Source organism: Mycobacterium sp. IDUB_3, assembly GCF_055419585.1.
In genome coordinates this window covers 3,830,377-3,856,728 of the sequence record NZ_JBVAXZ010000001.1, presented here as the reverse complement: position 1 = coordinate 3,856,728, position 26,352 = coordinate 3,830,377, and the positions used below count along the sequence as shown (strand labels likewise).

At 66.7% G+C, this 26,352-nt stretch carries 26 protein-coding genes; 11 read left to right on the top strand and 15 right to left on the bottom strand.

The window, feature by feature from the left end; genetic code table 11:
• Positions 1–217: 217 nt before the first annotated feature.
• Entirely contained in the window at positions 218–1,015 is a 798-nt protein-coding gene (locus ACZYVJ_RS17870; RefSeq protein ID WP_463832243.1) for an acyl-ACP thioesterase domain-containing protein, read from the bottom strand.
• 159 nt (positions 1,016–1,174) lie between these two features.
• Between ACZYVJ_RS17870 and ramB the strand changes: the two genes are divergently transcribed.
• Positions 1,175–2,599 carry an acetate metabolism transcriptional regulator RamB gene (gene ramB, locus ACZYVJ_RS17865; protein WP_463832242.1) on the top strand — a complete coding sequence of 475 codons (1,425 nt, stop codon included), beginning with the start codon at positions 1,175–1,177 and terminating at the stop codon, positions 2,597–2,599.
• Entirely contained in the window at positions 2,596–3,153 is a 558-nt protein-coding gene (locus ACZYVJ_RS17860) for a carboxymuconolactone decarboxylase family protein (protein WP_463832241.1), read from the top strand. Before ramB ends, ACZYVJ_RS17860 begins: the two co-directional genes overlap by 4 nt.
• Here ACZYVJ_RS17860 and ACZYVJ_RS17855 read toward each other — a convergent pair whose 3' ends face one another.
• From ACZYVJ_RS17855 to adh, 6 genes are read right to left on the bottom strand one after another with little or no spacing between them, the layout of a single operon-like run.
• Positions 3,154–3,435, bottom strand: coding sequence for a hypothetical protein (locus ACZYVJ_RS17855; RefSeq protein WP_463832240.1), 282 nt, complete (start codon positions 3,433–3,435; stop codon positions 3,154–3,156).
• 8 nt (positions 3,436–3,443) lie between these two features.
• Positions 3,444–4,841: a dihydrolipoyl dehydrogenase gene (lpdA, locus tag ACZYVJ_RS17850; RefSeq protein WP_463832239.1), complete on the bottom strand. Its 1,398-nt coding sequence runs from the start codon at positions 4,839–4,841 to the stop codon at positions 3,444–3,446.
• A 49-nt stretch (positions 4,842–4,890) separates the two neighbouring features.
• Complete coding sequence (locus ACZYVJ_RS17845) at positions 4,891–5,487, bottom strand: hypothetical protein (protein WP_463832238.1); 597 nt, start codon at positions 5,485–5,487, stop codon at positions 4,891–4,893.
• Complete coding sequence (locus ACZYVJ_RS17840; RefSeq protein WP_463832237.1) at positions 5,480–5,758, bottom strand: putative holin; 279 nt, start codon at positions 5,756–5,758, stop codon at positions 5,480–5,482. Before ACZYVJ_RS17840 ends, ACZYVJ_RS17845 begins: the two co-directional genes overlap by 8 nt.
• A gap of 19 nt (positions 5,759–5,777) precedes the next feature.
• Positions 5,778–6,263: a DUF779 domain-containing protein gene (locus ACZYVJ_RS17835; protein ID WP_463832236.1), complete on the bottom strand. Its 486-nt coding sequence runs from the start codon at positions 6,261–6,263 to the stop codon at positions 5,778–5,780.
• Entirely contained in the window at positions 6,263–7,786 is a 1,524-nt protein-coding gene (gene adh, locus ACZYVJ_RS17830; RefSeq protein ID WP_463832235.1) for an aldehyde dehydrogenase, read from the bottom strand. Before adh ends, ACZYVJ_RS17835 begins: the two co-directional genes overlap by 1 nt.
• Positions 7,787–7,852: 66 nt before the next feature.
• Between adh and ACZYVJ_RS17825 the strand changes: the two genes are divergently transcribed.
• The 4 genes from ACZYVJ_RS17825 to ACZYVJ_RS17810 all read left to right on the top strand — a co-directional run bounded on the left by ACZYVJ_RS17825 (position 7,853) and on the right by ACZYVJ_RS17810 (position 11,731).
• Positions 7,853–9,895, top strand: coding sequence for a prolyl oligopeptidase family serine peptidase (locus tag ACZYVJ_RS17825; protein WP_463832234.1), 2,043 nt, complete (start codon positions 7,853–7,855; stop codon positions 9,893–9,895).
• Between the two features lie 10 nt (positions 9,896–9,905).
• Positions 9,906–10,217 carry a hypothetical protein gene (locus ACZYVJ_RS17820; RefSeq protein WP_463832233.1) on the top strand — a complete coding sequence of 104 codons (312 nt, stop codon included), beginning with the start codon at positions 9,906–9,908 and terminating at the stop codon, positions 10,215–10,217.
• 7 nt (positions 10,218–10,224) lie between these two features.
• Positions 10,225–11,136: a crotonase/enoyl-CoA hydratase family protein gene (locus ACZYVJ_RS17815; protein ID WP_463832232.1), complete on the top strand. Its 912-nt coding sequence runs from the start codon at positions 10,225–10,227 to the stop codon at positions 11,134–11,136.
• Positions 11,137–11,215: 79 nt separating this feature from the next.
• Complete coding sequence (locus ACZYVJ_RS17810) at positions 11,216–11,731, top strand: DUF5078 domain-containing protein (protein WP_463832231.1); 516 nt, start codon at positions 11,216–11,218, stop codon at positions 11,729–11,731.
• Positions 11,732–11,957: 226 nt separating this feature from the next.
• On the opposite strand, the gene ACZYVJ_RS17805 is transcribed toward ACZYVJ_RS17810, so the two are convergent.
• From ACZYVJ_RS17805 to ACZYVJ_RS17795, 3 genes are all read right to left on the bottom strand, one after another.
• Complete coding sequence (locus tag ACZYVJ_RS17805) at positions 11,958–14,888, bottom strand: MMPL/RND family transporter (protein WP_463832230.1); 2,931 nt, start codon at positions 14,886–14,888, stop codon at positions 11,958–11,960.
• Positions 14,885–15,433: an MmpS family transport accessory protein gene (locus ACZYVJ_RS17800; protein WP_463832229.1), complete on the bottom strand. Its 549-nt coding sequence runs from the start codon at positions 15,431–15,433 to the stop codon at positions 14,885–14,887. The genes ACZYVJ_RS17805 and ACZYVJ_RS17800 overlap by 4 nt, the downstream gene beginning before the upstream one ends.
• Positions 15,434–15,508: 75 nt before the next feature.
• Complete coding sequence (locus tag ACZYVJ_RS17795; protein ID WP_463832228.1) at positions 15,509–16,195, bottom strand: TetR/AcrR family transcriptional regulator; 687 nt, start codon at positions 16,193–16,195, stop codon at positions 15,509–15,511.
• A 122-nt stretch (positions 16,196–16,317) separates the two neighbouring features.
• Here ACZYVJ_RS17795 and ACZYVJ_RS17790 point away from each other — a divergent pair, with 122 nt between their 5' ends.
• Positions 16,318–18,060 (top strand): cytochrome c biogenesis protein DipZ, encoded by a 1,743-nt coding sequence (locus ACZYVJ_RS17790; protein ID WP_463832227.1) that lies wholly within the window; start codon positions 16,318–16,320, stop codon positions 18,058–18,060.
• A 9-nt stretch (positions 18,061–18,069) separates the two neighbouring features.
• Here ACZYVJ_RS17790 and ACZYVJ_RS17785 read toward each other — a convergent pair whose 3' ends face one another.
• A complete protein-coding gene (locus tag ACZYVJ_RS17785; RefSeq protein ID WP_463832226.1) occupies positions 18,070–18,924 on the bottom strand; it encodes a hypothetical protein in 855 nt (284 codons plus the stop codon).
• Between the two features lie 10 nt (positions 18,925–18,934).
• A complete protein-coding gene (locus ACZYVJ_RS17780; RefSeq protein ID WP_463832225.1) occupies positions 18,935–19,453 on the bottom strand; it encodes a mycothiol transferase in 519 nt (172 codons plus the stop codon).
• 131 nt (positions 19,454–19,584) lie between these two features.
• Here ACZYVJ_RS17780 and ACZYVJ_RS17775 point away from each other — a divergent pair, with 131 nt between their 5' ends.
• Genes ACZYVJ_RS17775 through ACZYVJ_RS17760 form a run of 4 tightly spaced genes read left to right on the top strand, consistent with a single transcriptional unit; the run spans position 19,585 to position 23,007 of the window.
• A complete protein-coding gene (locus ACZYVJ_RS17775; RefSeq protein WP_463832224.1) occupies positions 19,585–21,315 on the top strand; it encodes an N-acyl-D-amino-acid deacylase family protein in 1,731 nt (576 codons plus the stop codon).
• Positions 21,316–21,353: 38 nt separating this feature from the next.
• Positions 21,354–21,998: a PPE family protein gene (locus ACZYVJ_RS17770; protein WP_076052442.1), complete on the top strand. Its 645-nt coding sequence runs from the start codon at positions 21,354–21,356 to the stop codon at positions 21,996–21,998.
• A gap of 31 nt (positions 21,999–22,029) precedes the next feature.
• Positions 22,030–22,425, top strand: coding sequence for a pyridoxamine 5'-phosphate oxidase family protein (locus ACZYVJ_RS17765; protein ID WP_463832223.1), 396 nt, complete (start codon positions 22,030–22,032; stop codon positions 22,423–22,425).
• Between the two features lie 18 nt (positions 22,426–22,443).
• Positions 22,444–23,007 carry a carboxymuconolactone decarboxylase family protein gene (locus ACZYVJ_RS17760; RefSeq protein WP_463832222.1) on the top strand — a complete coding sequence of 188 codons (564 nt, stop codon included), beginning with the start codon at positions 22,444–22,446 and terminating at the stop codon, positions 23,005–23,007.
• Here ACZYVJ_RS17760 and ACZYVJ_RS17755 read toward each other — a convergent pair.
• From ACZYVJ_RS17755 to ACZYVJ_RS17745, 3 genes are all read right to left on the bottom strand, one after another.
• Positions 22,996–23,820, bottom strand: a complete 825-nt coding sequence (locus ACZYVJ_RS17755; protein ID WP_463832221.1) for an SDR family NAD(P)-dependent oxidoreductase — start codon at positions 23,818–23,820, stop codon at positions 22,996–22,998. The two genes, ACZYVJ_RS17760 and ACZYVJ_RS17755, sit on opposite strands and share 12 nt — an antisense overlap.
• Before the next feature lie 119 nt (positions 23,821–23,939).
• On the bottom strand, positions 23,940–25,565 hold the full coding sequence (gene groL / locus ACZYVJ_RS17750; protein WP_225328398.1) for a chaperonin GroEL: 1,626 nt from the start codon (positions 25,563–25,565) through the stop codon (positions 23,940–23,942).
• 176 nt (positions 25,566–25,741) lie between these two features.
• Complete coding sequence (locus ACZYVJ_RS17745) at positions 25,742–26,308, bottom strand: TetR/AcrR family transcriptional regulator (RefSeq protein WP_463832220.1); 567 nt, start codon at positions 26,306–26,308, stop codon at positions 25,742–25,744.
• Between the last annotated feature and the right edge of the window lie 44 nt (positions 26,309–26,352).

The window sequence follows — 26,352 nt, the reverse complement described above, 5'->3', positions numbered from 1 at the left end:
CGGCGGTAGCTAGCGGCTCAACTTCACTGGTGTGCTAACTCGAAGATGACACAGCTCATAGGGGGCGGTCCACCCGTTTCAGTTGCCAATTTAAGCAACGGGAACGCCCTAATTTGCGAAGCTTGCTAAGTTGCTAACTAACTTAACCGTTTCAGAAGCTACCCGCCGGTAACAAAAATGCGCAGGTCAACGGCGGTTAACGGGACGCTTGTCCGGTTTAGCGAGCAAAGATCGCGGCGACGGCTTTCGCCTCGTCGCCAACGGCGTATGTGAGCGTTGTAACAGTGCGATCGGCCAGCTCGGGGCCGAATTGTTCGGTGGATCCGGCCGGGTGAACATGCGAGATGATCTCCAGCTTGTCGCCCAGCGCCACCGGCGCCTCGTGCTCGATCGTGATGCGCAGTGGCGGCCGCATCAGTTCGGGGTGCGACGCCAGGTAGTCCTCGATCACGCTCCAGTACACCGAGTTGTTCATGTGGTCGAACAGGTCGATGTCGGTGACCCGGACCGGGAACTCGTGGATCTCGACCGCGTCGTCGCGACTCCCCGGCTTCAGATAGGACTTCCATCGCAGCCGGTCGACGGAGGTCGTCTTGTGCAGGCCGGCCAGGAAGTCGTCGGCGATGCGCGAGGGCATCTGGGTCTCGCGGTTGATGTTGATCCAGAATGCCTCTGACTCGATGAGCCCTTCACCGCGCTTCCCATCGATACGAACCCGCATCTCACACCAGCGGTTGGAGGTGCCCGAACACCATCTGCGTAGGCGCAGCATGTCGTTGAACTCGATTGGCCGGACCAGGTCGAGCATGGTGCGCCGGACGATCCACAGCGGGTGGGTCTCCTCGAAGCCCATCTCGCGCAGCTGGTCCTGGCCGATGTCCTGGATGTGGCGCGCGGACGCATCCAGCCGCAACCGGCCCGTGCGGTCGATGTCGCCGACCCGCAACGGCCACTGGCGATCGAAAACGTCAGGGTGACCGTCGGGCACCGGCATCAGTTGTTTATCCAGGCTCACGGCGTCGCTCCCCGATTCCTCCTCGTGGTTACCCCAGGTTAGGCCTGTGGCCCCGGTCGAATCATGCCAACGAGGTGCGCCGAATACCAATTTCGACAGGACCGTCCGCGATGCCAAGTCTGCGAACCAGATCTTCACATGGCCGGTAACCTCGGTGAAGTGTCCAAGACGTTCGTCGGCTCCCGCGTTCGCCAGCTGCGCAACGAACGCGGATTCTCCCAGGCCGCGCTGGCCCAGATGCTGGAGATCTCGCCGAGCTACCTCAATCAGATCGAGCACGACGTCCGCCCGCTGACGGTCGCGGTACTGCTGCGCATCACCGAGGTGTTCGGGGTGGATGCGACCTTCTTCTCCTCACAGGACGACACCCGGCTGGTCGCCGAGTTGCGCGAGGTCACCATGGACCGGGACCTGGACATCGACGTCGACCCGACCGAGGTCGCCGAGATGGTCAGCGCCCATCCCGGGTTGGCCCGCGCGGTGGTCAACCTGCACCGGCGCTACCGGATCACCACGGCGCAGCTCGCGGCGGCCACCGAGGAGCGATTCTCCGACGGCAGCGGCAGCGGCTCCATCACCATGCCGCACGAGGAAGTGCGCGACTACTTCTACCAACGGCAGAACTACCTGCACGAGCTGGACACCGCCGCCGAGGATCTCACCATCAAGATGCGATTGCACCACGGCGATCTGGCGCGCGAGCTCACCCGCCGGCTCACCGAGGTGCACGGGGTGCACATCAACCGTCGGATCGACCTGGGCGACAGCGTGCTGCACCGCTACGACCCCAAGACCAAGACGCTGGAATTCAGCAATCACCTGTCGTTGGGGCAGCAGGTTTTCAAGATGGCCGCCGAACTGGCCTACCTCGAATTCGGCGATCTGATCGACACTTTGGTCGAGGCGGGCAAGTTCACCAGCGACGAGTCGCACACGCTGGCCCGGCTCGGGCTGGCCAACTACTTCGCCGCCGCCGCCGTTCTCCCCTACCGCCAGTTTCACGACGTCGCGGAGAACTTCCGCTACGACGTCGAGCGGCTGTCGTCGTTCTACTCGATCAGTTATGAAACCATCGCGCACCGGCTTTCGACGTTGCAGCGCCCGTCGATGCGCGGCGTGCCGTTCTCGTTCGTCCGCGTCGACCGGGCCGGGAACATGTCAAAACGTCAGTCCGCCACCGGCTTTCACTTCTCATCCAGCGGAGGCACCTGCCCGCTGTGGAACGTCTACGAGACGTTCGCCAATCCGGGCAAGATCCTGGTGCAGATCGCGCAGATGCCCGACGGGCGCAATTACATGTGGGTGGCCCGCACCGTGGAACGTCGCGCGGCCCGGTATGGTCAGCCGGGTAAAACCTTCGCGATCGGGTTGGGCTGCGAGCTTCGCCACGCTCACCGGCTCGTCTACTCCGAAGGACTCGACGTTTCGGGGGAACCAGGGACAGTGGCCACACCGATCGGCGCGGGCTGCCGGGTCTGCGAACGCGACAATTGCCCGCAGCGCGCCTTCCCGGCGCTCGGACGCGCACTCGATCTCGACGAGCACCGCAGCACGGTGTCTCCCTATCTGGTGACCCAACCGTGAACTCGCCGGACGGCCGGATCCCGCCGGGGCGGTTGCGCGAACTGGGACCGATCAATTGGGTGATCGCGAAGCTGGGTGCGCGCACCGTGGCCGCCCCCGAGATGCATCTGTTCACCACGCTGGGTCAGCGCCGGTTGCTGTTCTGGACGTGGCTGGCCTACGGGGGCCGGCTGCTGCGGGGGAAGCTTCCCACCATCGACACCGAACTGGTGATCCTGCGGGTCGCGCATCTGCGCGCGTGCGAATACGAGCTGCAGCATCATCGCCGGATGGCGCGGGCGGCCGGGCTGGACGCGGACCTGCAGGCCGCCATCTTCGCGTGGCCCGAGAAGTTGGACCCGGTCGATGCCCGCCTGACCGTGCGTCAGCAGGCGCTGCTGGCGGCCACGGACGAGTTCGTCACAGATCGGACCGTCACTGCCGACACCTGGCGGCAGCTGGCGATCCATTTGGATCGGCGCCAGCTGATCGAATTCTGTTTACTCGCAAGCCAATACGACGGTCTTGCCGCGACCATGTCGGCGCTCGACATCCCGCTGGACCATCCGCGCTAGCTACAGGTAGACGTCGGCGAGGATGGCCAGCGTCAATATCACCGGAAGCACCGGCAGCGCGAGGGCGAACACCGCCCACGCCTGCTTGCCGCGTCGGCGCTGCCGCAAGCCCCACAGCGCGGCGCCGATCCCCAGCACCACCGAGGCCAGCAGCACCAGCGGGGCCCACTGGCCGGCCGTCGCGTTGTCGCCGTTCGAAATGGCCAGCAGCCACAGGACATATCCGGTCACCAGGCCGCCGACGGAACCCGCGATGGCCTGGGGGGTGACGGTGCGCATCATCTCTTGGCTCAGAAATTGATCATGTGCCCGGTCAGGCCGTGGAAGCATTCCTGCAGCGCCTCGGACATGGTCGGGTGGGTGTGCACGTTGCGGGCCAACTCGGTGGCGGTCAAATCCCACTTCTGGGCCAGCGTCAGCTCCGGAAGAAGTTCGGAGACGTCGTGGCCCACCAGGTGTCCGCCCAGCAGCTCACCGTATTTGGCGTCGGCGATCAGCTTGACGAACCCGCTGGGGTCACCGACACCGTGGGCCTTTCCGTTGGCGGTGAACGGGAACTTCGCCACCACAACGTCGTGGCCTTCGTCGCGGGCCTGCTCCTCGGTGAGCCCGAAGCTGGCGACGTTGGGCTGACAGAACGTCGCGCGCGGCATCATCCGGTAATCGCCGAGCGCCAAAGTCTCTGCACCGGCGATGGTTTCGGCTGCCACCACGCCCTGGGCCTCGGCGACGTGGGCCAGCTGCAGCTTGCCGGTGACGTCACCGATTGCGTAGATGTGCTCGATGTTGGTGCGCATGTAGTCGGTGATCCCGATGGCCTTGCTATCGGTCAACGCGACGCCGGCCGCCTCCAGACCGAAGCCCTCGACGTTGGGCGCAAAACCGATGGCCTGCAACACCTTCGCGGCCTTGAGTTCTTGGGAGTTGCCGTCCTTGCTGACGGCGACGGTCACCTCCGAGCCGTTGTCGGAGATGGACTCGACCTTCGTTCCGGTGAGGATCTTGACGCCCATCTTCTTGAACTGCCTCTCGAGCTCCTTGGAGACCTCGGCGTCCTCGTTGGGCAGGGCGCGCGCCAAGAACTCGACGACGGTGACGTCGACGCCGTAGTTCTTCAGCACATAGCCGAACTCCATCCCGATCGCTCCGCAACCGGCGATGATGATCGACTCCGGCAACTCCCGGGACAGGATCAGTTCCTCGTAGGTGACCACGTTGGCCGACAGCGACGTGCCGGGGACCAGGCGGGTGCTACTGCCGGTGGCGATGATGGCGTTGTCGAAAGTAACCGTCTCGGTGCCGCCCTCGTTGAGCTCGACCGAGATCGTGTTGGCGTCGGTAAAGCGGCCGTAGCCATGGATTTCGGTGATCTTGTTCTTCTTCATCAGGAAGTGCACGCCGGCGACGCGGCCCTCGGCCACTTTGCGGCTGCGGTCGAACGCGACGCCGTAGTCGAAGGTCGCCTCGCCGCTGATGCCGAACGTCTTGGCCTCTTTGGTGAAGATGTGGGCGAGTTCGGCGTTGCGCAGCAACGCCTTGGACGGGATGCAGCCGACATTGAGGCAGACTCCACCCCAGTACTTCGGTTCGACCACCGCGGTGGACAGGCCCAGCTGTGCGGCGCGGATGGCTGCGACATATCCGCCGGGACCGGCCCCGAGGACGACGACGTCATAGTGAGAAGTCACGAGCCCACCCTAGTTGGCCACGACCCTCGGCGGCCGCCCGGGCGAACCGTCAAAACGGAATGACGCCGACGAGACAGTGCCCCACCCGCTCGCAGTGGTAATAGCCGTACAGGGGCGCCGCGGCGACCAGCGCGGCGAACGGCCCGGACATCAGCGCCACCGAGAGCGCCGAGATCAGCGGCCTGCCCTGGGTCATCGCCAGCATCACCCCGCCGACGATGCAGACCACCACATAGACCAGGACCACGAACAGTGCCGCGGTCTTGTCGGCCGAGTGGTACCACCAATAGAACAGCGCCAGGCCGACCACGGCCGCCGCGGCCCACACGCCCAACAACACCAGGGCCAGCTTCCACCACTTGAGGTAGAGATACCGGCCGGGCACGTTGACCGGCTGCACCGGGCCGACGGGTTCGGCCGACTCCGGCTCGGCCGACTCGTGCTCGCCGGCCTCCGGCGCGGGCGTCGCCGCGTCTTCGACGGACGCACGCTCGGGCTCTTTAACGGCGGCGTGCTCGCCGGTGTCGTCATCGAAATCGGGGACCCACGACTGGGTGCCGGTGTGCTCGGCGTCGTCCTCGTCATCCGAGAAGTCCGGCACGAAAGCCTCGGTGCCCGGGTTCGAGGCTTCCTTCTCGTCAGGCACCGGCGGTCACCCGCAACGCGACCAGGACGCCGAACCAGCCGGGCGCCACCGACAGCAGGAACGCGCCCAGCATGGTGACCCAACGGCGTCCGGAAAACAGGATCGTCGTCAGCCCGACGACGCTGAGGATGCCGACCACGCACGCGATCGCGATGCCCGGGCGGGCGCTGGCGTGGACCGCCACGGTGCACGCCACACCCGCCAAAAGTCCGACCGCACTGCCGATCAGCATGGCGCTGGCCAACAACCAGGGGCGCGGAAGAGGGATCACTTTCCCGACTGTACTGCGGCTACCGGCGCGGGGGGCACGTCGCCGCGGCCGCGTCAGCCACCACCGGGCCCCGCGCCCCGGGGCGTTCACCGCGCTCGTAGTCGGCGCCGGTGATCACCTTCGCGGTGGCCAGCGACGCCTGCTCTTCGTCGGTGAAGACGCGGCCGCGGGACAGGAACCGCACCCCGTCGGGTGCCTCCAAGCTGAACCCGCCGCCGCGGCCCGGCACCACGTCGATGACCAGCTGGGTGTGCTTGTCGCGATAGTGGGCCGCGTACTGCGGGCCCGAAATCCACACCGGCACGCCGTCCGTCCCGACGTCGAGCACGCCGAGCAGCACGTCGCGGTCACCGACCAGGAAGTCGCCGAGCGGGTAACACATCGGCGACGAGCCGTCGCAGCAGCCGCCGGACTGGTGGAACATCACCGGTCCATGGGTTGCCTGCAGCCGCGTCAGCACCTCGGCGGCCGGGGCGGTGATCGCCGCCCCAGCGGGCGGGACCATCAGAAGAACCCCTGCGCCTTCTCGGAGTAGGACACCAGCATGTTCTTTGTCTGCTGATAGTGGTCGAGCATCATCTTGTGATTCTCCCGGCCGATGCCGGACTGCTTGTAGCCGCCGAACGCCGCGTGGGCGGGATAGACGTGGTAGCAGTTCACCCACACCCGGCCGGCCTGGATGTCACGACCGGCCCGGTACGCGGTGTTGCCGTCGCGACTCCACACCCCGGCGCCCAGGCCGTAAAGGGTGTCGTTGGCGATCGAGATGGCGTCGTCGTAATCGGTGAACGACGTCACCGTCACCACCGGCCCGAAGATCTCCTCCTGGAACACCCGCATCTTGTTGTTGCCGCCGAAGATGGTGGGCTGCATGTAGAAGCCGCCGGACAGGTCGCCGCCGAGCTCGGCGCGTTCGCCGCCGGTGATCACCTTGGCACCCTCGTCCTTGCCGATCTCGATGTAGGACAACACCTTTTCCAGCTGATCGTTGGATGCCTGCGACCCCAGCATGGTCTCGCTGTCCAGCGGATCACCCTGGCGGACCGCCTTGGTGCGGATCGCGGCCAGCTCGAGGAACTCGTCGTAGATGTCGGCCTGGACCAGGCTGCGCGACGGGCAGGTGCACACCTCGCCCTGGTTGAGGGCGAACATGGTGAAGCCCTCCAGCGCCTTGTCCTGGTAATCGTCGGCCTTGGCCATCACGTCGGAGAAGAAGATGTTGGGGCTCTTGCCTCCGAGTTCCAGGGTGACCGGAATCAGGTTCTGCGAGGCGTACTGCATGATCAGCCGCCCGGTGGTGGTCTCACCGGTGAACGCGATCTTGGCAATCCGGTTGCTCGACGCCAGCGGCTTGCCGGCCTCGGCGCCGAAGCCGTTGACGACGTTGATCACCCCGGGCGGCAACAGGTCACCGATCAGCGACATCAGGTAGAGGATCGAAACCGGTGTCTGCTCTGCGGGTTTGAGCACCACCGCGTTGCCGGCCGCCAGCGCGGGCGCCAGTTTCCAGGCGCCCATCAGGATGGGGAAGTTCCACGGGATGATCTGCCCGACCACGCCGAGCGGCTCGTGGAAGTGGTAGGCCACGGTGTCCTCGTCGATCTGCGACAGCGAGCCCTCCTGCGCGCGCAGCGCCCCGGCGAAATACCGGAAGTGGTCGGCGGCCAACGGAATGTCGGCGGCCAGCGCCTCGCGGATCGGCTTGCCGTTGTCCCAGACCTCGGCCACCGCCAGCGCGGCGGTGTGCTCCTCGATGCGGTCGGCGATCTTGTTCAGGATCGCGGCCCGCTCGGCCGGTGCCGTCTTGCCCCACGCCGGAGCCGCCGCGTGCGCGGCGTCGAGCGCCTTGTCGACGTCGGCCTCGTCGGAGCGGGCCACCTCGCAGAACGTCTGGCCGGTGACCGGTGTCGGGTTCTCGAAGTAGCGCCCCTTCACCGGGGCGACCCACTGCCCGCCGATGAAGTTCTGGTAGCGGGATTCATACGACATCAATGCCCCGGCAGAACCTGGACGTGCGAAAACAGTCATCTGCCCTCACCCCTCGCTCAGCTGTGTAATTCACCTCACACTACCGCTGGCGCCACAATGGCTTCCATGACGTCGCAAGCTCACGCCGCCCCCGAAGACAACCAAGATCCGTACCTGTGGCTCGAGGACGTCACCGGTGACGAGGCGCTGGATTGGGTGCGAGCGCGGAACGAGCCGACGCTGGCGCGCTTTCGCGACGAGAACTTCGAACGGATGCGCACCGAGGCGCTCGAGGTGCTCGACACCGACGCCCGCATCCCCTACGTGGTCCGCCGCGGCGAGCACCTCTACAACTTCTGGCGTGACGCGGCCAACCCGCGGGGCCTTTGGCGGCGCACCACGCTGGACAGCTACCGCACCGAGTCCCCCGAGTGGGACGTGCTGATCGACGTCGACGAGCTGGGCCGGGCCGACGGCGAGAAATGGGTGTGGGCCGGCGCCGGCGTCATCTACCCCGAATACACCCGCGCGCTGGTCAGCCTGTCCCGCGGCGGCTCGGACGCCTCCATCGTGCGTGAATTCGACATGCTGACACGACAATTCGTCGACGACGGGTTCGCGCTTCCGGAGGCCAAATCGCAGGTCAGCTGGGCCGATCCGGACACCGTGCTGGTCGGCACCGACTTCGGCCCCGATTCGCTGACCGATTCCGGCTATCCGCGGGTGGTCAAACGCTGGCGACGCGGCACCCCCCTCGCCGAAGCGGAGACGGTGTTCGAGGGGGCGCGTTCCGACGTCAACGTGGTGGCGAGCGCCAGCCGGATCCCCGGCTACGAGCGCACCCTGATCGGCCGCGCGCTGGACTTCTGGAACGAAGAGGTCTACGAGTTGCGCGGGTCGGAACTCATCCGCATCGACGCGCCCACCGATGCCAGCGTGAGCCTGCACCGCGATTGGCTGTTGATCGAGCTGCGCAGCGACTGGTCGTTGGGCGAGGCCACCTACGCCGCCGGGTCGCTGCTGGCCGCGAATTACGACGAATTCCTCGCCGGCACAGCGCGATTGCAGGTGGTCTTCGAACCCGACGAGCACACCGCCCTCAACCACTACGCGTGGACCAAGGATCGGCTGCTGATCGTCTCACTGGCGGATGTGGCCAGCCGCGTGGAGATCGTCACGCCCGGTGACTGGCGGCGCGAGCCGTTGGCCGGCATTCCCGCCGCGACCAACACCGTGATCGTTTCCGCCGACGACACCGGCGACGAGTTCTTCCTCGATTCCAGCGGATTCGACTCGCCTTCGCGGCTGATGCGCGGCACCGACGACGGGCAACTCGAACAGATCAAGTCCGCCCCCGAATTCTTCGATGCCGAAAACATCTCGGTGACACAGAATTTCGTCGCGTCGAAGGACGGCACCTCGATCCCCTACTTTGTGGTGCGGCCCGGCGGCCCGCCGGCTTCCGACGGGCCGGCACCCACCCTGCTCTACGGCTACGGCGGCTTCGAATCGTCGAACACACCGGGTTACAGCGGCGTGCTGGGCCGGCTCTGGCTGGCCCGCGGCGGCACGTACGTGCTGGCCAACATTCGCGGCGGCGGCGAATACGGCCCCGGCTGGCACACCCAGGCGATGCGTGAGGGGCGGCACAAGGTAGCCGAGGACTTCGCCGCCGTGGCAACCGATCTGGTGGATCGCGGCATTACCACGGTCAAGCAGCTCGGGGCTCAGGGCGGCAGCAACGGCGGCCTGCTGATGGGCATCATGTTGACCCGGTACCCGGAGCGGTTCGGCGCGCTGGTGTGCAGCGTTCCCCTGCTCGACATGAAGCGCTATCACCTGCTGCTGGCCGGCGCCTCGTGGGTCGCCGAATACGGCGACCCGGACAACCCCGATGACTGGGCGTTCATCTCCGAATACTCGCCCTACCAAAATATTTCGGCGACACGGCAGTACCCGCCGGTGCTGATGACCACCTCCACCCGCGACGACCGGGTGCATCCGGGTCACGCCCGCAAGATGACGGCCGCGCTCGAGGCCGCCGGTCACCCGGTCTTCTATTACGAGAACATCGAGGGCGGGCACGCCGGCGCGGCGGACAACGAGCAGGTGGCGTTCAAGTCGGCGCTAACCTACTCGTTCCTATGGCAGATGCTCGGGCGGCCATAGGATCGTCGACGTGTCCGCGATCCAACGCATCGAACTCACCCTGCTCGCCACGGGATTGATCTTCATCCTGGCCTCGGCGGCCCAGGCGCGCTATCGCTTCGTCAAACACCGCCGCGCCGGCCGGCGGTTCTACTGGGCGACCGCGATCATCGGCATCGTCTGCTTCGCGTTCGGGACGGGCCAGCTCTGGCCGAACGGCGTCCTCGCGGCGGCGGTCTTCTCCGCCATCATCGCGTTCTCGGCTTACCTCACCACGCCGTATCTGAAGATCGGCGGGCGAATATATGCGTCCTCGCCGGAGAACCGTCAGCCCGACCCCTAAGGAAGCTATGCCGACCAGCGACTTCCAGACGCTGCTGTACAGGACGGCCGGCCCGGTTGCCACCATCACGCTGAACCGTCCGGAGCAGCTCAACACCATCGTGCCGCCGATGCCCGACGAGATCGAGGCCGCCATCGGCCTGGCGGAGCGCGACCAGGCGATCAAGGTCATCGTGCTGCGCGGTGCGGGCCGATCCTTCTCGGGCGGGTACGACTTCGGCGGCGGGTTCCAGCACTGGGGCGAGTCCATGATGACCGACGGGAAATGGGATCCCGGCAAGGACTTCGCGATGGTCAGCTCCCGCGAGACCGGGCCGACAAGTAAGTTCATGGCCATCTGGCGGGCGTCCAAGCCGGTGATCGCGCAGGTGCACGGCTGGTGCGTGGGCGGGGCCAGCGACTACGCGCTGTGCGCCGACATCATCGTCGCCAGCGAAGACGCAGTGATCGGCACGCCCTACAGCAGGATGTGGGGGGCGTATCTGACCGGGATGTGGCTCTACCGGCTGAGCCTGTCCAAGGCGAAGTGGCACTCGCTGACCGGCCGACCGCTGACCGGCGTGCAGGCCGCCGACATCGAGTTGATCAACGAGGCGGTGCCGTTCGAGAGGCTGGAGGCGCGGGTCGCCGAGATCGCGGCCGAGCTGGCGCAGATCCCCTTGTCGCAGCTGCAGGCGCAGAAGCTGATCGTCAACCAGGCCTACGAGAACATGGGGCTGGCCTCAACCCAGACGCTGGGCGGAATCCTCGACGGCCTGATGCGCAACACCCCCGACGCGCTGGCCTTCATCAAGACCGCCCAGGCCCAGGGCGTGCGGGCCGCGATCGAGCGCCGCGACGGCCCGTTCGGCGACTACAGCCAGGCTCCGCCGGAGCTGCGACCCGACCCGACGCACATCATCGTCCCTGATCGCGACTGATACTGAGATGCGCTAGCCAAATCCTGGCAGTGACCTGGGAACTGTCCCCGACGGGTCAAAAAGTGTTACCGTATTTGCTATGTCTCGGCTGAGTACCGGCCTGCGTGCAGGCGCCGCGTTCCTTGCTCTGGGTGTTACCGCTGCGATCTTTCCGTCGACCGCGGTGGCCGACTCCACGGAGGACTTCCCGATCCCCCGCCGGATGATCAACACCACGTGCGACGCCGAGCAGATCCTGGCGGCCTCCCGGGACACCAGCCCGGTGTACTACCAGCGCTACATGATCGACTTCGACAACCACCCGAACGTCCAGCAGGCGACCATCGACAAGGCGCACTGGTTCTACTCGCTGTCGCCGGAGGACCGCCGGAACTACTCCGAGAACTTCTATGCGCCCGTGTCCGATCCGCTGTGGGTGGCCTGGCCCAACCACATGAAGATCTTCTGGAACAACAAGGGCGTCGTGGCCAAGGCCACCGACATCTGCAACCAGTACCCACCCGGCGACATGTCGGTCTGGGACTGGGCCGAGCCGACTGGTCCGCCTGGGTGGCCAGGGCCTGTCAAGGGCAGGGTCGACCCCCCGCAAGGCTAGGGTCGCGTAACGCGGTGACGGCGCCCGGAACTCGTTGTCCGACGCGTCGTCCCCTCGGGGCTGTATCAGCGCACGAACCCACGACCTAGGTTTGTAGGGCCGCAGCAGCTGTTGTGGGCCAGGGCTGCGGTTCACTTCTCACCGCGAAGTTTTCCTACCACGCCCCGAGGCCGAGTCGCAGCTCTTCACGCCGGCACGGATCTTCGACACTCACGTGACATGAAGGTCAGCGCGGTTGTACCACTCCGCCCGCCGGGTGCTGGTCGACGTCGTTGAGGATCAGCTCGCGCACGGCGGGACGCGGTCCGTACGGTCGCAGCATGGTGCTGGCCGGCCGTGGACGCACGTGCTGCGGCCACCAGAACCAGCGCCCGAGCAAGGTGGCCAGCGACGGTGTCATGAACGACCGCACGATCAAGGTGTCGAACAGCAGACCCAGCGCGATGGTCGTACCCACCTGAGCCATCACCAGCAGCGGGCTGAACATGAACGTGGCCATGGTGGCGGCGAACACCAGACCGGCGGAGGTAACCACCGAGCCCGAACCGGCCATCGCGCGGATCGTCCCGGTTTTGAGGCCGGCGTGGATTTCCTCTTTGAACCGCGATATCAGCAGCAGGTTGTAGTCGGAGCCGACCGCCAGCAGCAGGATGACCGCCATCGCCAGCACCATCCAGTGCAACTTCATGCCCAGGATGTACTGCCATAAGAGCACGGATAGTCCGAATGAGGCGCCCAGTGACAGCAACACCGTACCGACGATCACGACGGCCGCCACGGCGCTTCGGGTGATCACCAGCATGATGATGAAAATGAGTGTGGCTGCGGCGATTCCGGCGATCATCAGGTCGATGTTGGAGCCGTCGTGCATGTCCTTGTACGTCGCGGCGGTGCCGCCGAGGTAGACCTTGGCGCCCTCCCAGGGGGTGCCCTTGATCGCCTCGTGCACGGCCTGCTTGATCGGTTCGATGTGGTTGATGCCTTCGGGAGTCGCAGGGTCGCCTTCATGGGAGATGATCAGCCGGACGGCATGCCCGTTCGGCGAGATGAACTGTTTAAGACCCCGGGCGAAATCCGGGCTCTTGAACGCCTCCGGCGGAAGGTAGAACGTGTCGTCGTTCTTCGCTTTGTCGAAGGCATCGCCCTGGGCGGTGGCGTTGTCGGACTGCGCTCTCGCCTGTTCGTTCAGACCCATGGTGGTCGCGTAGTTCGACATGATGGTGTCGAGATTGCGCTGCTGGCTCTCGATCTGCGGCGGTATCAGCGCCACCAACTTCGGCTGGATCCGATCCAGCTTGTCCAGGTTCGCGCTGAGGTTCACGATGTTCTCAGCCACCTGGTCGATGCCGTCGAGTGCATTGAACACCGACCGGAGTGCCCAGCACACCGGAATGTCGTAGCAGTGCTTCTCCCAGTAGAAGTAGCTGCGGATCGGCCGGAGGAAGTCGTCGAAGTTGGCGATGTCGTCGCGCAACGCCTCGGTGATCTTCACCGTTTCTTTGGTCAGCCTGGTGGTTTCGTGTGTCGTGTTGCTCAGATCCTGGGTCACCTGCATCTGCTCATGCAGGGTCGCCATCGTCTTGTGCAGCTCGTCTGCCTGCTTGAGCAGGTTTGCCGCCTGCTCGTCCTGATAGTGCTGGGTCTGAATCCGCCCTGCGGCTTGCGCACCCATCTGGAAACCGAGGGTGCTGTGGTCGAGGGGGGTGCCCAACGGCCGGGTGATGGTCTGCACCCGGCCGATACCGGGGATGTGGAAGACCGCCTTGGCGACCTTGTCCAGGACGATGAAGTCGGCCGGATTACGCAGGTCGTGATCGGTCTCGATCATCAACAGCTCAGGATTGAGCCGAGCCTGGTCGAAGTGCCGGTCCGCGGCGGCATAACCGACATTGGCCGGGGTGTCCGCCGGCAGGAAGTGGCGGTTGTCGTAGTCCGTCTTGTAACCGGGCAGGGCGAGCAGACCAACCAAAGCAATCCCGATGGTCACCGCGAGAACCGGTGCGGGCCAGCGGACGACCGCGGTGCCCATGCGACGCCAGCCCCGGGTCTGCAGAAGGCGCTTCGGATCCATGAGTTTGAAGAACGACGCCACCGTCAGTATCGCCGGAGCCAGCGTCAAAGCCGCGAGCACCGCGACCAGCATGCCGACCGCACAAGGCACCCCCAGCGACTGGAAATACGGCAGCCGGCAGAAGCTCAAGCAGTACATCGCGCCGGCGATGGTCAGGCCCGATCCCAGCACGACATGCGCGGTGCTGTGGAACATGGTGTAGAACGCTTGTTCGCGGGTCTCGCCCAGACCACGAGCCTCGTGATAGCGGCCGACCACGAAGATCGCGTAATCCGTCCCGGCGGCGATCGCCATCAGCACCAGCATGTTGTTGGCAAACGTCGAAAGCCCCATGACGCCGTAATTACCGAGCGTCGCGACGACACCGCGGGCCGCTGCCAGCTCGATGAACACCATGGCCAGCATGATCAGAACGATGCTCACCGACCGGTAGACGAACAGCAGCATCACGATGATCACCACAAAAGTGACGAGCGTGACCTTCGCTACGCCCTTCTCGCCCGCGTGGGACTGATCAGCGAACAGCGGACCCGCGCCGGTGACGTATGCCTTGATTCCCGGCGGCGCGGGCACCGAGTCCACGATCTTGCGGACGGCCGCGGCAGACTCGTTCGCCAGCCCGCCGCCCATGTTGCCGGCGAGATAAACCTGGACGTACGCGGCCTTTTGATCGTGGCTCTGGGAACCCGCCGCCGTCAGCGGATCACTCCAGAAATCCTGAACGTGCTGAACGTGTTTCTTGTCTTGCTCGATGCGCCTGACGATCTCGTCGTAGTAGCGGTGCGCTTCGGCCCCGAGCGGCTTTTCGCCCTCCAGCAAGATCATGGCCGAGTTGTCGGAGTTGAACTCTTTGAACGTCGATCCGACCCGCATCATCGATTGAAAGGATGCCGCGTCAGTAGGACTCATCGACACCGAGTGGGTTTTGGCGACGACCTCCAGCTGCGGGGCCACTGTGTTGGTGACGAAGACGATGCCCAACCACACCAGGACGATCGGCAGGGCCAGCCGATGGATCATCCGCGGCAGGAACGGCGGGATCAGCGGCTGGTCGACGCGCGGCGGAGCCTGGCCTGGCTCGCTCATGCGGACTTGTCCAGGCAGTAGACGAAGGCGTTCACGGTTTGGTTGGGATCTGAGCGATTCGGAGTCTTGATGACGTCACCGCTCCCGTCGTGCTTGTTCACGACGAATTGGCAAGCGATCCAACTGCCGTCTCCTTGCGCCACCAGGTTTGCCGGAATGCCGGGCTTCGTTGAACTCAATACTTTGCTCCAGGGCAAGGGCACGTTGAGCGCCTGCTGCGGATGGGAGTTTTCGTCGAGGTAGTTGATGGTTGCGGTGCTGCCCGGTGGGCCCCAGACCTCGAGCGTGATCGTCTTGGCGTTGAACTCGTCGAGGACCTCGCCCGAGGTGCCACCACCGAACGAACCCTTGTGAACGCCGAAGACGCCGTGCAATCGGTACACGACGAATCCCGACAGCGCGACAACGGCTGCGATCGTGAGCACCAGCCAGAAACGGGCCAAAATCCCCTTTTTCCCAGCGCGCTGCGGAGCCACCTTTTCGCCCTCCCTGCCGGCGGAGCCCTGCTTCTTCAGCGGCTCGGTCCTCGGCTCAGTCGTCGTCATGAGCGCTCCAAGTCCTTCCCCGTGTTCACCGGTTGCAGTTCGCCAAACCACAGCGCTCCGGCCCCCTTTCTGAGCTCATGAGGCCTCCGCGATGAGCCCGATGCACGTGGCCGTCAGCAAGCGGGTGAGCGCGGACGCGAAATCCAGATTCCACTCGGGCGGAACGACTTCGGGCTCCTCAGCATAGACGTCGGTCAGCTGCTCCGGCGGGTTGGCGACCTGCCACAGCGTGGCCGCCAGCGAGTACGCGGCCAGCAGGATGTCGAGCGAGCCCGACCGTCCGAGTTCCGGCAGCGAGCTGCCGATCGCATCGGCCAGCGTGAGGGTGGCCGCGGTGCTGATCCGCCTGACCTCGATGACCCGTTCCGCGTCCACCTCGTGTTCGAGGTGCAGGTGCAGGTTGGCCAGCAGGTCGCAGAACAGCGGGTCGTCGGCCAGGGCCTCGGCCAGCGTCTCGGCGATGCGCGACGGCGACTTCGCGCCGGGCTCGGCCAGCTTGTCCGACACCGTGTTCGACCACCGCACCCAGCCCTCGGCGGACAGGTGCAGCAGAACCTCCTTGTGCGAGGTGAAGTAGCGGCGCACCGCCGAATAGTGAATTCCGGCGCGGCTGGCCACTGCGGTCAGGGTGACCGACGCGACGCCCGTTTCCATCGCCAGCGAGCGCGCGGCTTCCACGAGGGCCTCCGCACGTTGGCGCTTCTTTTCCTCCGTGCGGGCGCGCTGAAATGTGAGTTGCGCCACCGGCCGAGCGTAACGCACGTCGCGTGATTTGTATAACGCACGTCGCGTGATTTGTGGCCGGGTCACTCGGCGGCGGCAAAACAGGTAAAGGTGTAACCATGCTGATCGTGCCGCGCCCGTCGAGTCCCTCCGAGTAGCGCGTGCAGACCATCGCCCTGATCGGGTTTCTCGGTGGGCTGATCACCGGTATCTCGCCGTGCATTTTGCCGGTGCTCCCGGTGCTTCTGCTGTCCGGCATGGACAGCGGCCGCGCCGGCGCCCGCAGCGTGAAGTCCGCGACGCGGCCATACCTGGTGATCGCCGGCCTGGTGTGCAGTTTCAGCCTGGCCACGTTGATCGGTTCCGCGCTGCTGACGGCGCTACACCTGCCGCAGGACGCGATCCGTTGGGCTGCACTGGTTGTGTTGATCCTGATCGGCCTGGGTTTGATCTTCCCGCCGGTGCAGCACCTGCTCGAGCAGCCGTTCGCGTATTTTCCCCAACGCCAAATCGGCGCTGGGACAGATGGTTTCGGCCTGGGTCTGACGCTGGGCGCCCTGTATGTGCCGTGCGCGGGTCCGGTGCTGGCCGCCATCGTGGTGGCCGGTGGGACGTCGTCGATCGGGCCCGGTGCGCTGGTGTTGACCGCGACGTTCGCCATCGGCAACGCGTTGCCGCTGCTGGCCTTCGCACTGGCCGGGCGGCGCGTCGCCGAACGAGTGGCCGCGTTCCGCCGCCGACAGCGCGTAATTCAGATCGCCGGCGGTATCGCGATGATCGTGCTCGCCGTGGCGCTGGTGTTCAACTTGCCGGCGATGCTGCAACGCGCCGTGCCCGACTACACGACGGCGATGCAGAACAAGCTGGGGGCCAACGACATCGAGCGCAGCCTGGGTTCGACCCCTGCGCAGCAGCCCAACCAGGGCAGCGGGCTGCAGCTGAGCCGGACCGGCACCATCGTCGACGGTGCGCTCAGCGATTGCTCCAGCGGCTCCACCGAGCTGCAACAGTGCGGACCCGCTCCCGCCCTCACAGGTGTCACCGGGTGGCTCAACACCCCGGACGGCAAGCCGCTGGACCCGACATCGGTGCGCGGCAAGGTGATCCTGATCGACTTCTGGGCCTACTCGTGCATCAACTGTCAGCGCGCGATCCCGCACGTGATCGATTGGTACAACCGGTATCGCGACAGCGGGTTTCTCGTCATCGGGGTGCACACCCCCGAGTACGCCTTCGAGCGGGTGCCCACCAATGTGGCCAGCGGCGCCGCCGACCTGCACATCACCTATCCCATCGCACTGGACAACGACTACGCGACGTGGAACAACTTTCAGAACCTGTACTGGCCGGCCGAGTACCTGATCGACGCGAATGGGCAAGTGCGGCATACCAACTTCGGCGAGGGCGACTACGACGGCACCGAAAAGCTGATCCGCAGGCTGCTGACCGACGCCCATCCCGGCATTCAGCTGCCCCCGCCGACGAACTCGGCCGACATGACTCCGCAGACCCGCCTCACGCCGGAGACGTATCTGGGCGTCGGCAAGTCCGGAAACTACGGCGGCAGTGGGGATTACAAAGACGGCGCAGCCACGCTGAGCTTCCCGCCGAGCCTGGCCGACGACAAATTCGCCCTGCGCGGCCGCTGGACCCTGGACGATCAGGGGGCCACGGCCGACGGCGACGACTCCGTCGTCCGGCTGAACTACACCGCGAAGGACGTCTACGCCGTCGTCGGTGGCACCGGCACGCTCACCGTGACCCGCGACGGCAAGACCACTACGACGCCGATCGGCGGAGCGCCCACATTGCACCGGATCGTCGCCGACGACTCCGCACACCGCGATCAGCTGGACATGCAGGCAAGCAAGGGCCTGCAGGTGTTTTCGTTCACGTTCGGCTAGTCGCCCGGCTCACGACTTCTTCGCGAGGCTGCCCAGCATCGCGACCACCACGCCGAGTGCGACCAGGCCGGCGCCGGTCAGCAACGTGACGTTGAGCCATTGGTGCAGACCGGCTTCGGCGTGTCCGACCATCACCTCGGCGACACTGCGGACGTTGCCGGCGGTGCGGTTGAGCGCATCGTTGACGTAGCGCCCGGCGACCTCGATGCCCGCCCAGCCCGCCGCGCCGACGAGCAGCGCCGAGACGCCCAGGCTGCTCAGCGCCTTGCCACGGCGGCGCGCGGCGGCCACCGTCAGCAGCGCGCAGACACCGCACAGCGCCGCCGCGGCCACACTCACCCACGGGCCCCAGGTGGACAGCCGGCTCAGCCGTCCCTGCCGCATCGATCGCGGGACCGAAACTGTCAGCGGGACAGTGAGTTTCGTGGGGACGGTGACGTTGTGGCGGCTGAGCAGCGGCTGAATCGCGCCGTCGTTGAGCATCGGCGCCACGTCGACCGCCCACTGGTTGCCGTTGTCGCCGGCCCCCGGGTCGCCGAACAGCCAGCCATGCGCCGCCCGGTTCGCCTGGGCGAACAGCGGCGGAAACGCCGGGCCGGCGGTGAAGGCGCCGGCGGCGTCGTGCACCTCGGAACTGTCGACCGGATCGCGGCCGCCGCCATGCTCGGCGATGAGAGTCATTGCCCGGGTGGTCAATTCGGATGCCATGGCCGACTGCAGAGCCGGGTCGGTCGCCGCGCCCCGCGCCAGCGCGGCGTAGCCGTCGCCATCAACGACGTGCAGCTGCGTCCACGCCGCGGGAATCGCGACCGCCAGCGCGAGCGTGGTGATGAGCCACAACAGCACGGTCGCCGCGAATCGCACGCCTGCGAATCTACGCAATCCCCCGCACGTATGCGGCCTGCCCGAGGTGCTGGGCGCAGTCGTCGATGATGCTCACCAGCCGTGCGCTGGCCGTCACCGGCGGATCCCAGTTGGTGTCCACGACGCGGGCCAGCTCCTCGGCGGTGACCCCGGCGACGTATTCGAGGGTGAGCTTGTGCACCGCGTGGTAGTAGCCGGACAGCAGGTCCGCGGGCGCCTGCACCTTGGCCACGTCGTCGGGCCCGTGCCCGTAACCGGTGTCGTCGCGCGGCAGGTCCAGTCCGAACCGGTCCACCCAGCCGTCGCGGAACCACACCTGCTCGACGCCTGCGACGTCGGCCAGCTGGATGTCCTGCACCCGCGCGCTGTGCCAGAGCAGCCAGGCGATGCTGTTGGCGTTCGGGGCCGGCCGGTAACCGGACACCTCGTCGGTCAACCCCTCGGTGATCTGGTCGACGTGCTCGATCAACCGGGTGAACGCGTCGCGCAGGAGCTCCTGGAGAACGGCGGCATCGTCGGTGCTGGCCATACTCGCGACACTACGGGAGGATCCCGTGGAAGACCGCTTCGATTTGGCGTAGTCGGCGCAGTTGATTCCCACGTGGTCGCTCACGGAGAAGATCCTGGCACGACCCACCGCAACGGTCGTAGATTGTTTGAATGACTTACGACCTCACCATCCGTAATGGCACCATCGTCGACGGGCTTGGGGGTGAGCCGTACGTCGGTGACGTGGCCGTGAAAGACGGCCGCATCCAAGCGGTCGGCGCAGTCAACGGCGCGGCCGCCGAGCGGGAGATCGACGCCACCGGGCTGCTGGTCACGCCGGGCTTCGTCGACCTGCACACCCACTACGACGGCCAGTCCATCTGGTCGGAGCGGTTGACCCCGTCGTCAGCGCACGGGGTGACGACGGTGGTGATGGGTAACTGCGGAGTCGGCTTCGCGCCCTGCCGCCAGTCCGATCACGATGTGCTCGTCGACGTCATGGCCGGGGTCGAGGACATCCCGGGCGTCGTGATGACAGACGGCCTGCCCTGGACGTGGGAGACGTTTCCCGAATACCTGGACGCGCTCGAGTCGGGCAAGCGCGACATCGACGTGGCCGCGTACCTGCCGCACTCGCCGCTGCGGGTGTACGTGATGGGCCAGCGCGGCGCCGACCGCGAGCCGGCCACCGACGACGACCTGGCCAAGATGCGGGAGCTGGCCAAGGAGGCGATCGAGGTCGGCGCGCTCGGCTTCGCGTCGTCGCGGCTGACCATCCACAAGACCGAAAGCGGTTCGCCCATCCCGAGTTACGAGGCCGCCCGCGAGGAGATCGAGGAGATCGCCAGGGGTGTGGTGGATGGCGGTGGCGGCCTGCTGCAGTTCGTTCCCGACATCCCGGCCGGCGGCTACCAGCCGGTGCTGCAGACGGTGTTCGACGTCGCCGAGGACGTGGGGCTGCCGGTCACCTTCACCCTCGTCGTCGCCAACTCTGGCGACCCGTCCTGGCCGGATGCCATCACCATGATCGAGAAGGCCAACGCCGCCGGTGGTGACGTCACCGCGCAGCTTTTGCCGCGCCCGATCGGGTTGATCATCGGGCTGCAGCTGACGGCCAACCCGTTCGTGCTCTACCCCAGCTACCGCGAGATCGCGCACCTGCCGCTGGCCGAGCGGGTCGCCGAGATGCGCAAGCCCGAGGTGCGTGCCCGCATCCTGGCCGACAAGCCCGGCCAGGGGCATCCGATCCTGTACGTAGCCCAGATGTGGGACTGGATCTTCCCGCTGGGCGACACCCCCGACTACGAGCCCGACCCGTCGACCAGCATCGGGGCCCGGGCCCGCGCCCGCGGTGTGAATCCGATGGAGGAGGCCTACGACCGGCTGCTCGACGACGAGGGCCGGGCCATGCTGTTGGTCGCGACCAGCAACCTGCAGAACAACTCGCTGGACACCGTCGGGGAGCTGTTGCACCGCGAGGACGTGGTGCTGGGCCTCGGCGACGGCGGTGCGCACTACGGGATGATCTGCGACGCCAGCTACTCGACCTACTTCCTGACGCACTGGGCGCGGGACCGCAAGGCCGGGCGGTTCACCGTGTCCGAGGCGGTTCGCGAACTCACTTCGGTGCCGGCCCGCATCGCCGGGCTGGCCGATCGCGGTCGGATCGCGGCCGGCTACAAGGCCGATCTCAACGTCATCGACCACGCCGCGTTGCGGCTGCACAAGCCCATGATCAGCTACGACCTGCCGGCCGGCGGGCGGCGCCTGGACCAGACCGCCGAGGGCTATGTCGCCACGATCGTGGCCGGGGAAGTCATCGCCGAGAACGGCGTTCCCACCGACGCCCGTCCAGGCAAGTTGGTGCGTGGTCGCCAGCCCGTGCCCGCAGCCTCGCGATAACGCCACCAAAAGTGGCGTATACCAGCTAAGTTGGGTCCGTGACGAACCCGCATTTTGCGTGGTTGCCGCCAGAAGTCAACTCGGCACTAATATTCTCCGGTCCTGGTCCCGGGCCGCTGCTTGCTGCCGCGGCGGCGTGGGACGGCCTGGCCGAAGAGTTGGCATCGTCGGCATCGTCATTTTCCTCTGTGACGACAGATCTCGCGAGCGGGTCCTGGCAGGGCGCGTCGTCGGCGGCCATGATGTCCGTTGCCAGCCAGTATGTGAGCTGGCTCAGCGCGGCCGCCGCGCAAGCCGAAGAGGTGTCACACCAGGCTTCGGCCATCGCGACCGCGTTCGAGGTTGCGCTTGCCGCCACCGTGCAGCCGGCCGTGGTGGCAGCCAACCGCGCCCTGGTGTCTGCTTTGGCGGCAAACAATCACCTGGGTCAGAACACCCCGGCCATCGCCGACATCGAGGCGGCCTACGAGCAGATGTGGGCCTCGGACGTCGCGGCGATGTTCGGCTACCACGCCGACGCGTCGGCGGCCGTCGCCAAGCTGCCGCCCTGGAACCAGGTGCTGCAGAACCTCGGCTTCTCCAACACCAGCACCGCCGTCACGCGCCCGGCCAGCTCCGGCGCCGTCGCCCGCGGTTACACGTCGCGCATCGCCGGGTTCCTGCGGCCCTCGGCGCCGCAGTAGCCCGGGGATCCCGCGCCTATCCTGGGAGATCATGCGCACCAAGAAGAAGGTCGATCTCAAGGCGCTGGCCGACGCGCTGGCCGACTACCCGTATGCGTACTTGATCACGGTCGACGACGGATACCGGGTGCACACCGTGACGGTCGAGCCGCAGCTGCGTGAGGCCGCCCTGGACGTCGGGCTGATCGGCGGGCGGACCCGCAACAACCTCGCCCAGCGCGCCGACGTGACCCTGCTGTGGCCGCCGGCCGAACCCGGCGGCTACTCATTAATCGTCGACGGCACCGCCGAAGTGACCGAGGCCGGCGCCGAGACCGCCCGCCTGACCGTGATGCCCACCCGCGCGCTGTTGCACCGCGACGCCGACTCCCCCGACGCCGCGAAGGGCTGCCTGCACGACTGCGTGGTGTTCTCGCTGCCGGCCTGACGTCGTACAGTCACATCCGTGAGCCGCGTCGCCCCGCTTGCTCCGCCGTGGAGCGAAGAGGATGCCACTGGCATCAACAGCTGGGGTCACCCCGACCGCACCTACGAGCCGCTGCTGCTGGTGCGTTGCCTGCAGCGCCACCCGGCGCTGGCCTCCCGCCTGCGCAAGCTCGGCGAATCCCTTTATGTCTCAGCGCTTTTGCCGGGCCGGACACGGACCATCGCCATCCTTCGGATCTGCGCGCTGGTCGGCTGTGAATACGAGTGGGGCGGGCAGGCGGCGTTCTGGGGCCCGATCGCGGGCGTCAGCGACGACGAGTGCGACGCGCTGGTCACCGGCGGCCCCGACGATCCGCGGTGGAGCCCGGCCGAGCGGACGCTGATCGAGGCGGTGGACGAACTCGAGCGCACCGGCTCGTGGTCGGAGGCGACGTGGGTCGCGCTGGGCCGCGACCTGGACGACGAGCAGCGGATCGAATTGCTCACGGCCGTGGGGTGGTACCGCACGATCTGCACGCTGTGCAACGCGCTCGCGCTTCCGGTGGAGGGCTGGATGCGGCCCTGGCCCGGGTCAGCTTGCTGAGCGGTCCCTGCGCAGCGCCGGATGCTGGTTCTTCACTAGCGGCAACAGCACCCGCCGCGGCATGAACTGGAACAGGCGGGTGGTGATCTGGCTCGGCAGTCCCGGTATCACCGTTCCGCGGTCGTGTTCGAGCGCGTCGACTCCGGCGCGCGCCACCTCACGCGACGGCTTCCAGAGGAACTTCGGGAACGCGTTCGCGAAATCTCGCTCGTCCATACCCGCGCTCTTGACGAACTCGGTACGCACCGGGCCCGGGCACAGCAGCGCGACGGTGACGCCGGTGCCGGCGAGTTCACCGCGCAGCCCTTGTGTGTAGTTGTTGACGAACGCCTTGGTGGCCGCGTAACCGACCTGCCCCGGAAAGGGTTGGTAGCCCGCGGTGGATCCGATGTTGAGGATCGCGCCGCGTCCGCGCGGCACCATCTGCTGGACCGCGCGGGTGGTCAGGTCGACGACGGCCTCGACATTGACCCGCACCTGCGAGATTTCTTCGGCGACCGGCATTTTGGTCACCGAACCCATGGTGCCGATGCCGGCGTTGTTGACCAGGATGTCGGTGGTCAGCCCGCGACGCTCGACCTCGTCGAGAAGGCCGGCGCGGGCGGCGGGATCCGCGACGTCGCAGGCGATCACCTCGACGCGCACGCGGCCGGCGAGTTCGTCGGCCAGCTCGCGCAGACGTTCTTCGCGGCGGGCGACCAGCGTGACACCGTGGCCGCGGTCGACCAATTCGCGGGCGATGTCGGCGCCGATGCCCGACGATGCGCCGGTCACGACGGCGGTGCTGGTGGGTGCGGGAGTCGGAAGGGCCACGGGTTGAACCTACAAGGGTCCCGCGGTGCGACGCGGGCGACTGGGATGCGCGGGCACCGCAGATACGAAAAAGCCCGGCCCTTGCGAGGGCCGGGCTTTCCCGTACTCGAATCGTGGACTTAGAAGTCCATACCGCCCATGCCACCGGTCGGGTCGCCCGCGGGTGCGGCCGCCTTCTCCGGCTTGTCGGCGACGACGGCCTCGGTGGTGAGGAACAGGCCCGCGATGGACGCAGCGTTCTGCAGCGCCGAGCGGGTCACCTTCACCGGGTCGGCAACGCCGGCCTTGAGCAGGTCCTCGTACTCACCGGTGGCGGCGTTCAGGCCGGTACCGGGGGGCGAGTTGCGGACCTTCTCGGCCACAACGCCGGGCTCCAGACCACCGTTGAAGGCGATCTGCTTCAGCGGAGCCTCGAGCGCAACGCGGACGATGTTCGCACCGGTCGCCTCGTCACCGGTGAGCTTCAGCTCGTCCAGCGACGGGGTCGCGTGCAGCAGGGCCACGCCACCACCGGCGACGATGCCCTCCTCGACGGCGGCCTTGGCGTTGCGGACCGCATCTTCGATGCGGTGCTTGCGCTCCTTGAGCTCGACCTCGGTCGCGGCCCCGGCCTTGATCACCGCAACACCGCCGGCCAGCTTGGCCAGGCGTTCCTGCAGCTTCTCGCGGTCGTAGTCGGAGTCGCTGTTCTCGATCTCGCTGCGGATCTGGGCCACCCGGCCGGCGATGGCGTCGGAGTCACCGGCGCCCTCGACGATGGTGGTCTCGTCCTTGGTGACGACGACCTTGCGGGCCTTACCCAGCAGGGCGACGTCGGCGCTCTCCAGCGACAGGCCGACCTCTTCGCTGATGACCTGACCACCGGTGAGGATGGCCATGTCCTGCAGCATCGCCTTGCGGCGGTCACCGAAGCCGGGGGCCTTGACGGCCACCGACTTGAAGGTGCCACGGATCTTGTTGACGACCAGGGTGGACAGCGCCTCGCCCTCGACGTCCTCGGCGATGATCAGCAGCGGCTTACCGGCCTGAATGACCTTCTCCAGCAGGGGCAGCAGGTCCTTGACGGTCGAAACCTTGGAGCTGACCAGCAGGATGAAGGGGTCCTCGAGGACGGCTTCCTGACGCTCGGCGTCGGTGACGAAGTAGCCCGAGATGTAACCCTTGTCGAACCGCATGCCCTCGGTGAGCTCGAGCTGCAGGCCGAAGGTGTTGGACTCCTCGACGGTGATGACGCCCTCGTTGCCGACCTTGTCCATCGCCTCGGCGATCAGGTCGCCGATCGACTGGTCGCCCGCGGAGATGGCCGCGGTGGCAGCGATCTGGTCCTTGGTCTCGACCTCTTTGGCCGACTTGAGCAGGGTCTCGGTGACCTTCTCGACGGCCTTCTCGATGCCGCGCTTCAGACCCAGCGGGTTGGCGCCGGCCGCGACGTTGCGCAGGCCCTCGCGGACCAACGCCTGGGCCAGAACCGTGGCCGTCGTCGTGCCGTCACCGGCAACGTCGTCGGTCTTCTTGGCGACTTCCTTGACCAGCTCGGCGCCGATCTTCTCGTAGGGGTCCTCCAGCTCGATCTCCTTGGCGATGGACACACCATCGTTGGTGATCGTGGGGGCACCCCACTTCTTCTCCAGGACGACGTTGCGGCCCTTGGGGCCCAGCGTCACCTTTACCGCGTCGGCGAGGGCGTTGAGTCCCCGCTCGAGGCCGCGACGGGCCTCTTCGTCGTACGCAATTGTCTTGGCCATTGCGAAGTGATTCCTCCGGATTGGGGATGACACGTTCTGGCCGGGTGCAGTGCCCGCGACGGACGACCGCAGCTGTCTTCTGGCTAGGTCTCACCGTCCCGACCTAGCACTCGCTGGTCGCGAGTGCCAAGTCATTCTTAGCACTCGCCTATGTCGAGTGCAAGAAGAGGTCAGCCCTATCGCCCAGCGCGTAAACCGTCGACGACGACGTCGGTGACCCGCTCGGCCAGGTCCGGGTTGTAGGCCTCCGCCGCCTGGCACCCGACCATGATCGCCTTCACCTCGCGCACCCCGATGTCGCGGCGGGCGGTGCCGGCCCGCTGCGCGGCACGCAGCAGCTCGTCGAGCATCGCCAGGAACGCGTCCTCGGCGTCGGGCGCGGCGGTGGCGATGTCGATCCCGAATCCGGCCAGCGCGTCGACCAGGCCGCGATCCGCCGCGCCCCAATGCAGCACCATCGATCGCAGCAGAGCGAAGAGCGCCTCGCCGGGTCCGACCGATTCCAGCAGGGCCCGCCCGTCGTCGACCAGCCGCTGCATCCGGTCCTCGATGACCGCCTGGAACAGCGCCTCCTTGGTCGGGAAGTGCCGGTAGACGGTGCCGGCCCCGACGCCGGCCCGGCGCGCGACCTCGTCGATGGGCACCGAGAGGCCCTCGGCCGCAAAGATTTCGTAGGCGACCTCCAGCACGCGCGCACGGTTGCGCGCCGCGTCGGCGCGCAACCGGCGTTCGGGCTGCGCCATCTAGTCACTCCTCAAGCCCAATTGCAAAGCGGGGCGCGCGTTCC

Coding starts and splice junctions, on each gene's coding strand:
- ACZYVJ_RS17855 (WP_463832240.1), bottom strand. CDS start 3,435: ATGATGCGCACCGTCACCCCCCAGGCCATCGCGGGTTCCGTCGGCGGC.
- ACZYVJ_RS17835 (WP_463832236.1), bottom strand. CDS start 6,263: ATGGTCCCGCCCGCTGGGGCGGCGATCACCGCCCCGGCCGCCGAGGTG.
- adh (WP_463832235.1), bottom strand. CDS start 7,786: ATGACTGTTTTCGCACGTCCAGGTTCTGCCGGGGCATTGATGTCGTAT.
- ACZYVJ_RS17825 (WP_463832234.1), top strand. CDS start 7,853: ATGACGTCGCAAGCTCACGCCGCCCCCGAAGACAACCAAGATCCGTAC.
- ACZYVJ_RS17815 (WP_463832232.1), top strand. CDS start 10,225: ATGCCGACCAGCGACTTCCAGACGCTGCTGTACAGGACGGCCGGCCCG.
- ACZYVJ_RS17810 (WP_463832231.1), top strand. CDS start 11,216: ATGTCTCGGCTGAGTACCGGCCTGCGTGCAGGCGCCGCGTTCCTTGCT.
- ACZYVJ_RS17805 (WP_463832230.1), bottom strand. CDS start 14,888: ATGAGCGAGCCAGGCCAGGCTCCGCCGCGCGTCGACCAGCCGCTGATC.
- ACZYVJ_RS17800 (WP_463832229.1), bottom strand. CDS start 15,433: ATGACGACGACTGAGCCGAGGACCGAGCCGCTGAAGAAGCAGGGCTCC.
- ACZYVJ_RS17780 (WP_463832225.1), bottom strand. CDS start 19,453: ATGGCCAGCACCGACGATGCCGCCGTTCTCCAGGAGCTCCTGCGCGAC.
- ACZYVJ_RS17775 (WP_463832224.1), top strand. CDS start 19,585: ATGACTTACGACCTCACCATCCGTAATGGCACCATCGTCGACGGGCTT.
- ACZYVJ_RS17765 (WP_463832223.1), top strand. CDS start 22,030: ATGCGCACCAAGAAGAAGGTCGATCTCAAGGCGCTGGCCGACGCGCTG.
- groL (WP_225328398.1), bottom strand. CDS start 25,565: ATGGCCAAGACAATTGCGTACGACGAAGAGGCCCGTCGCGGCCTCGAG.
- ACZYVJ_RS17745 (WP_463832220.1), bottom strand. CDS start 26,308: ATGGCGCAGCCCGAACGCCGGTTGCGCGCCGACGCGGCGCGCAACCGT.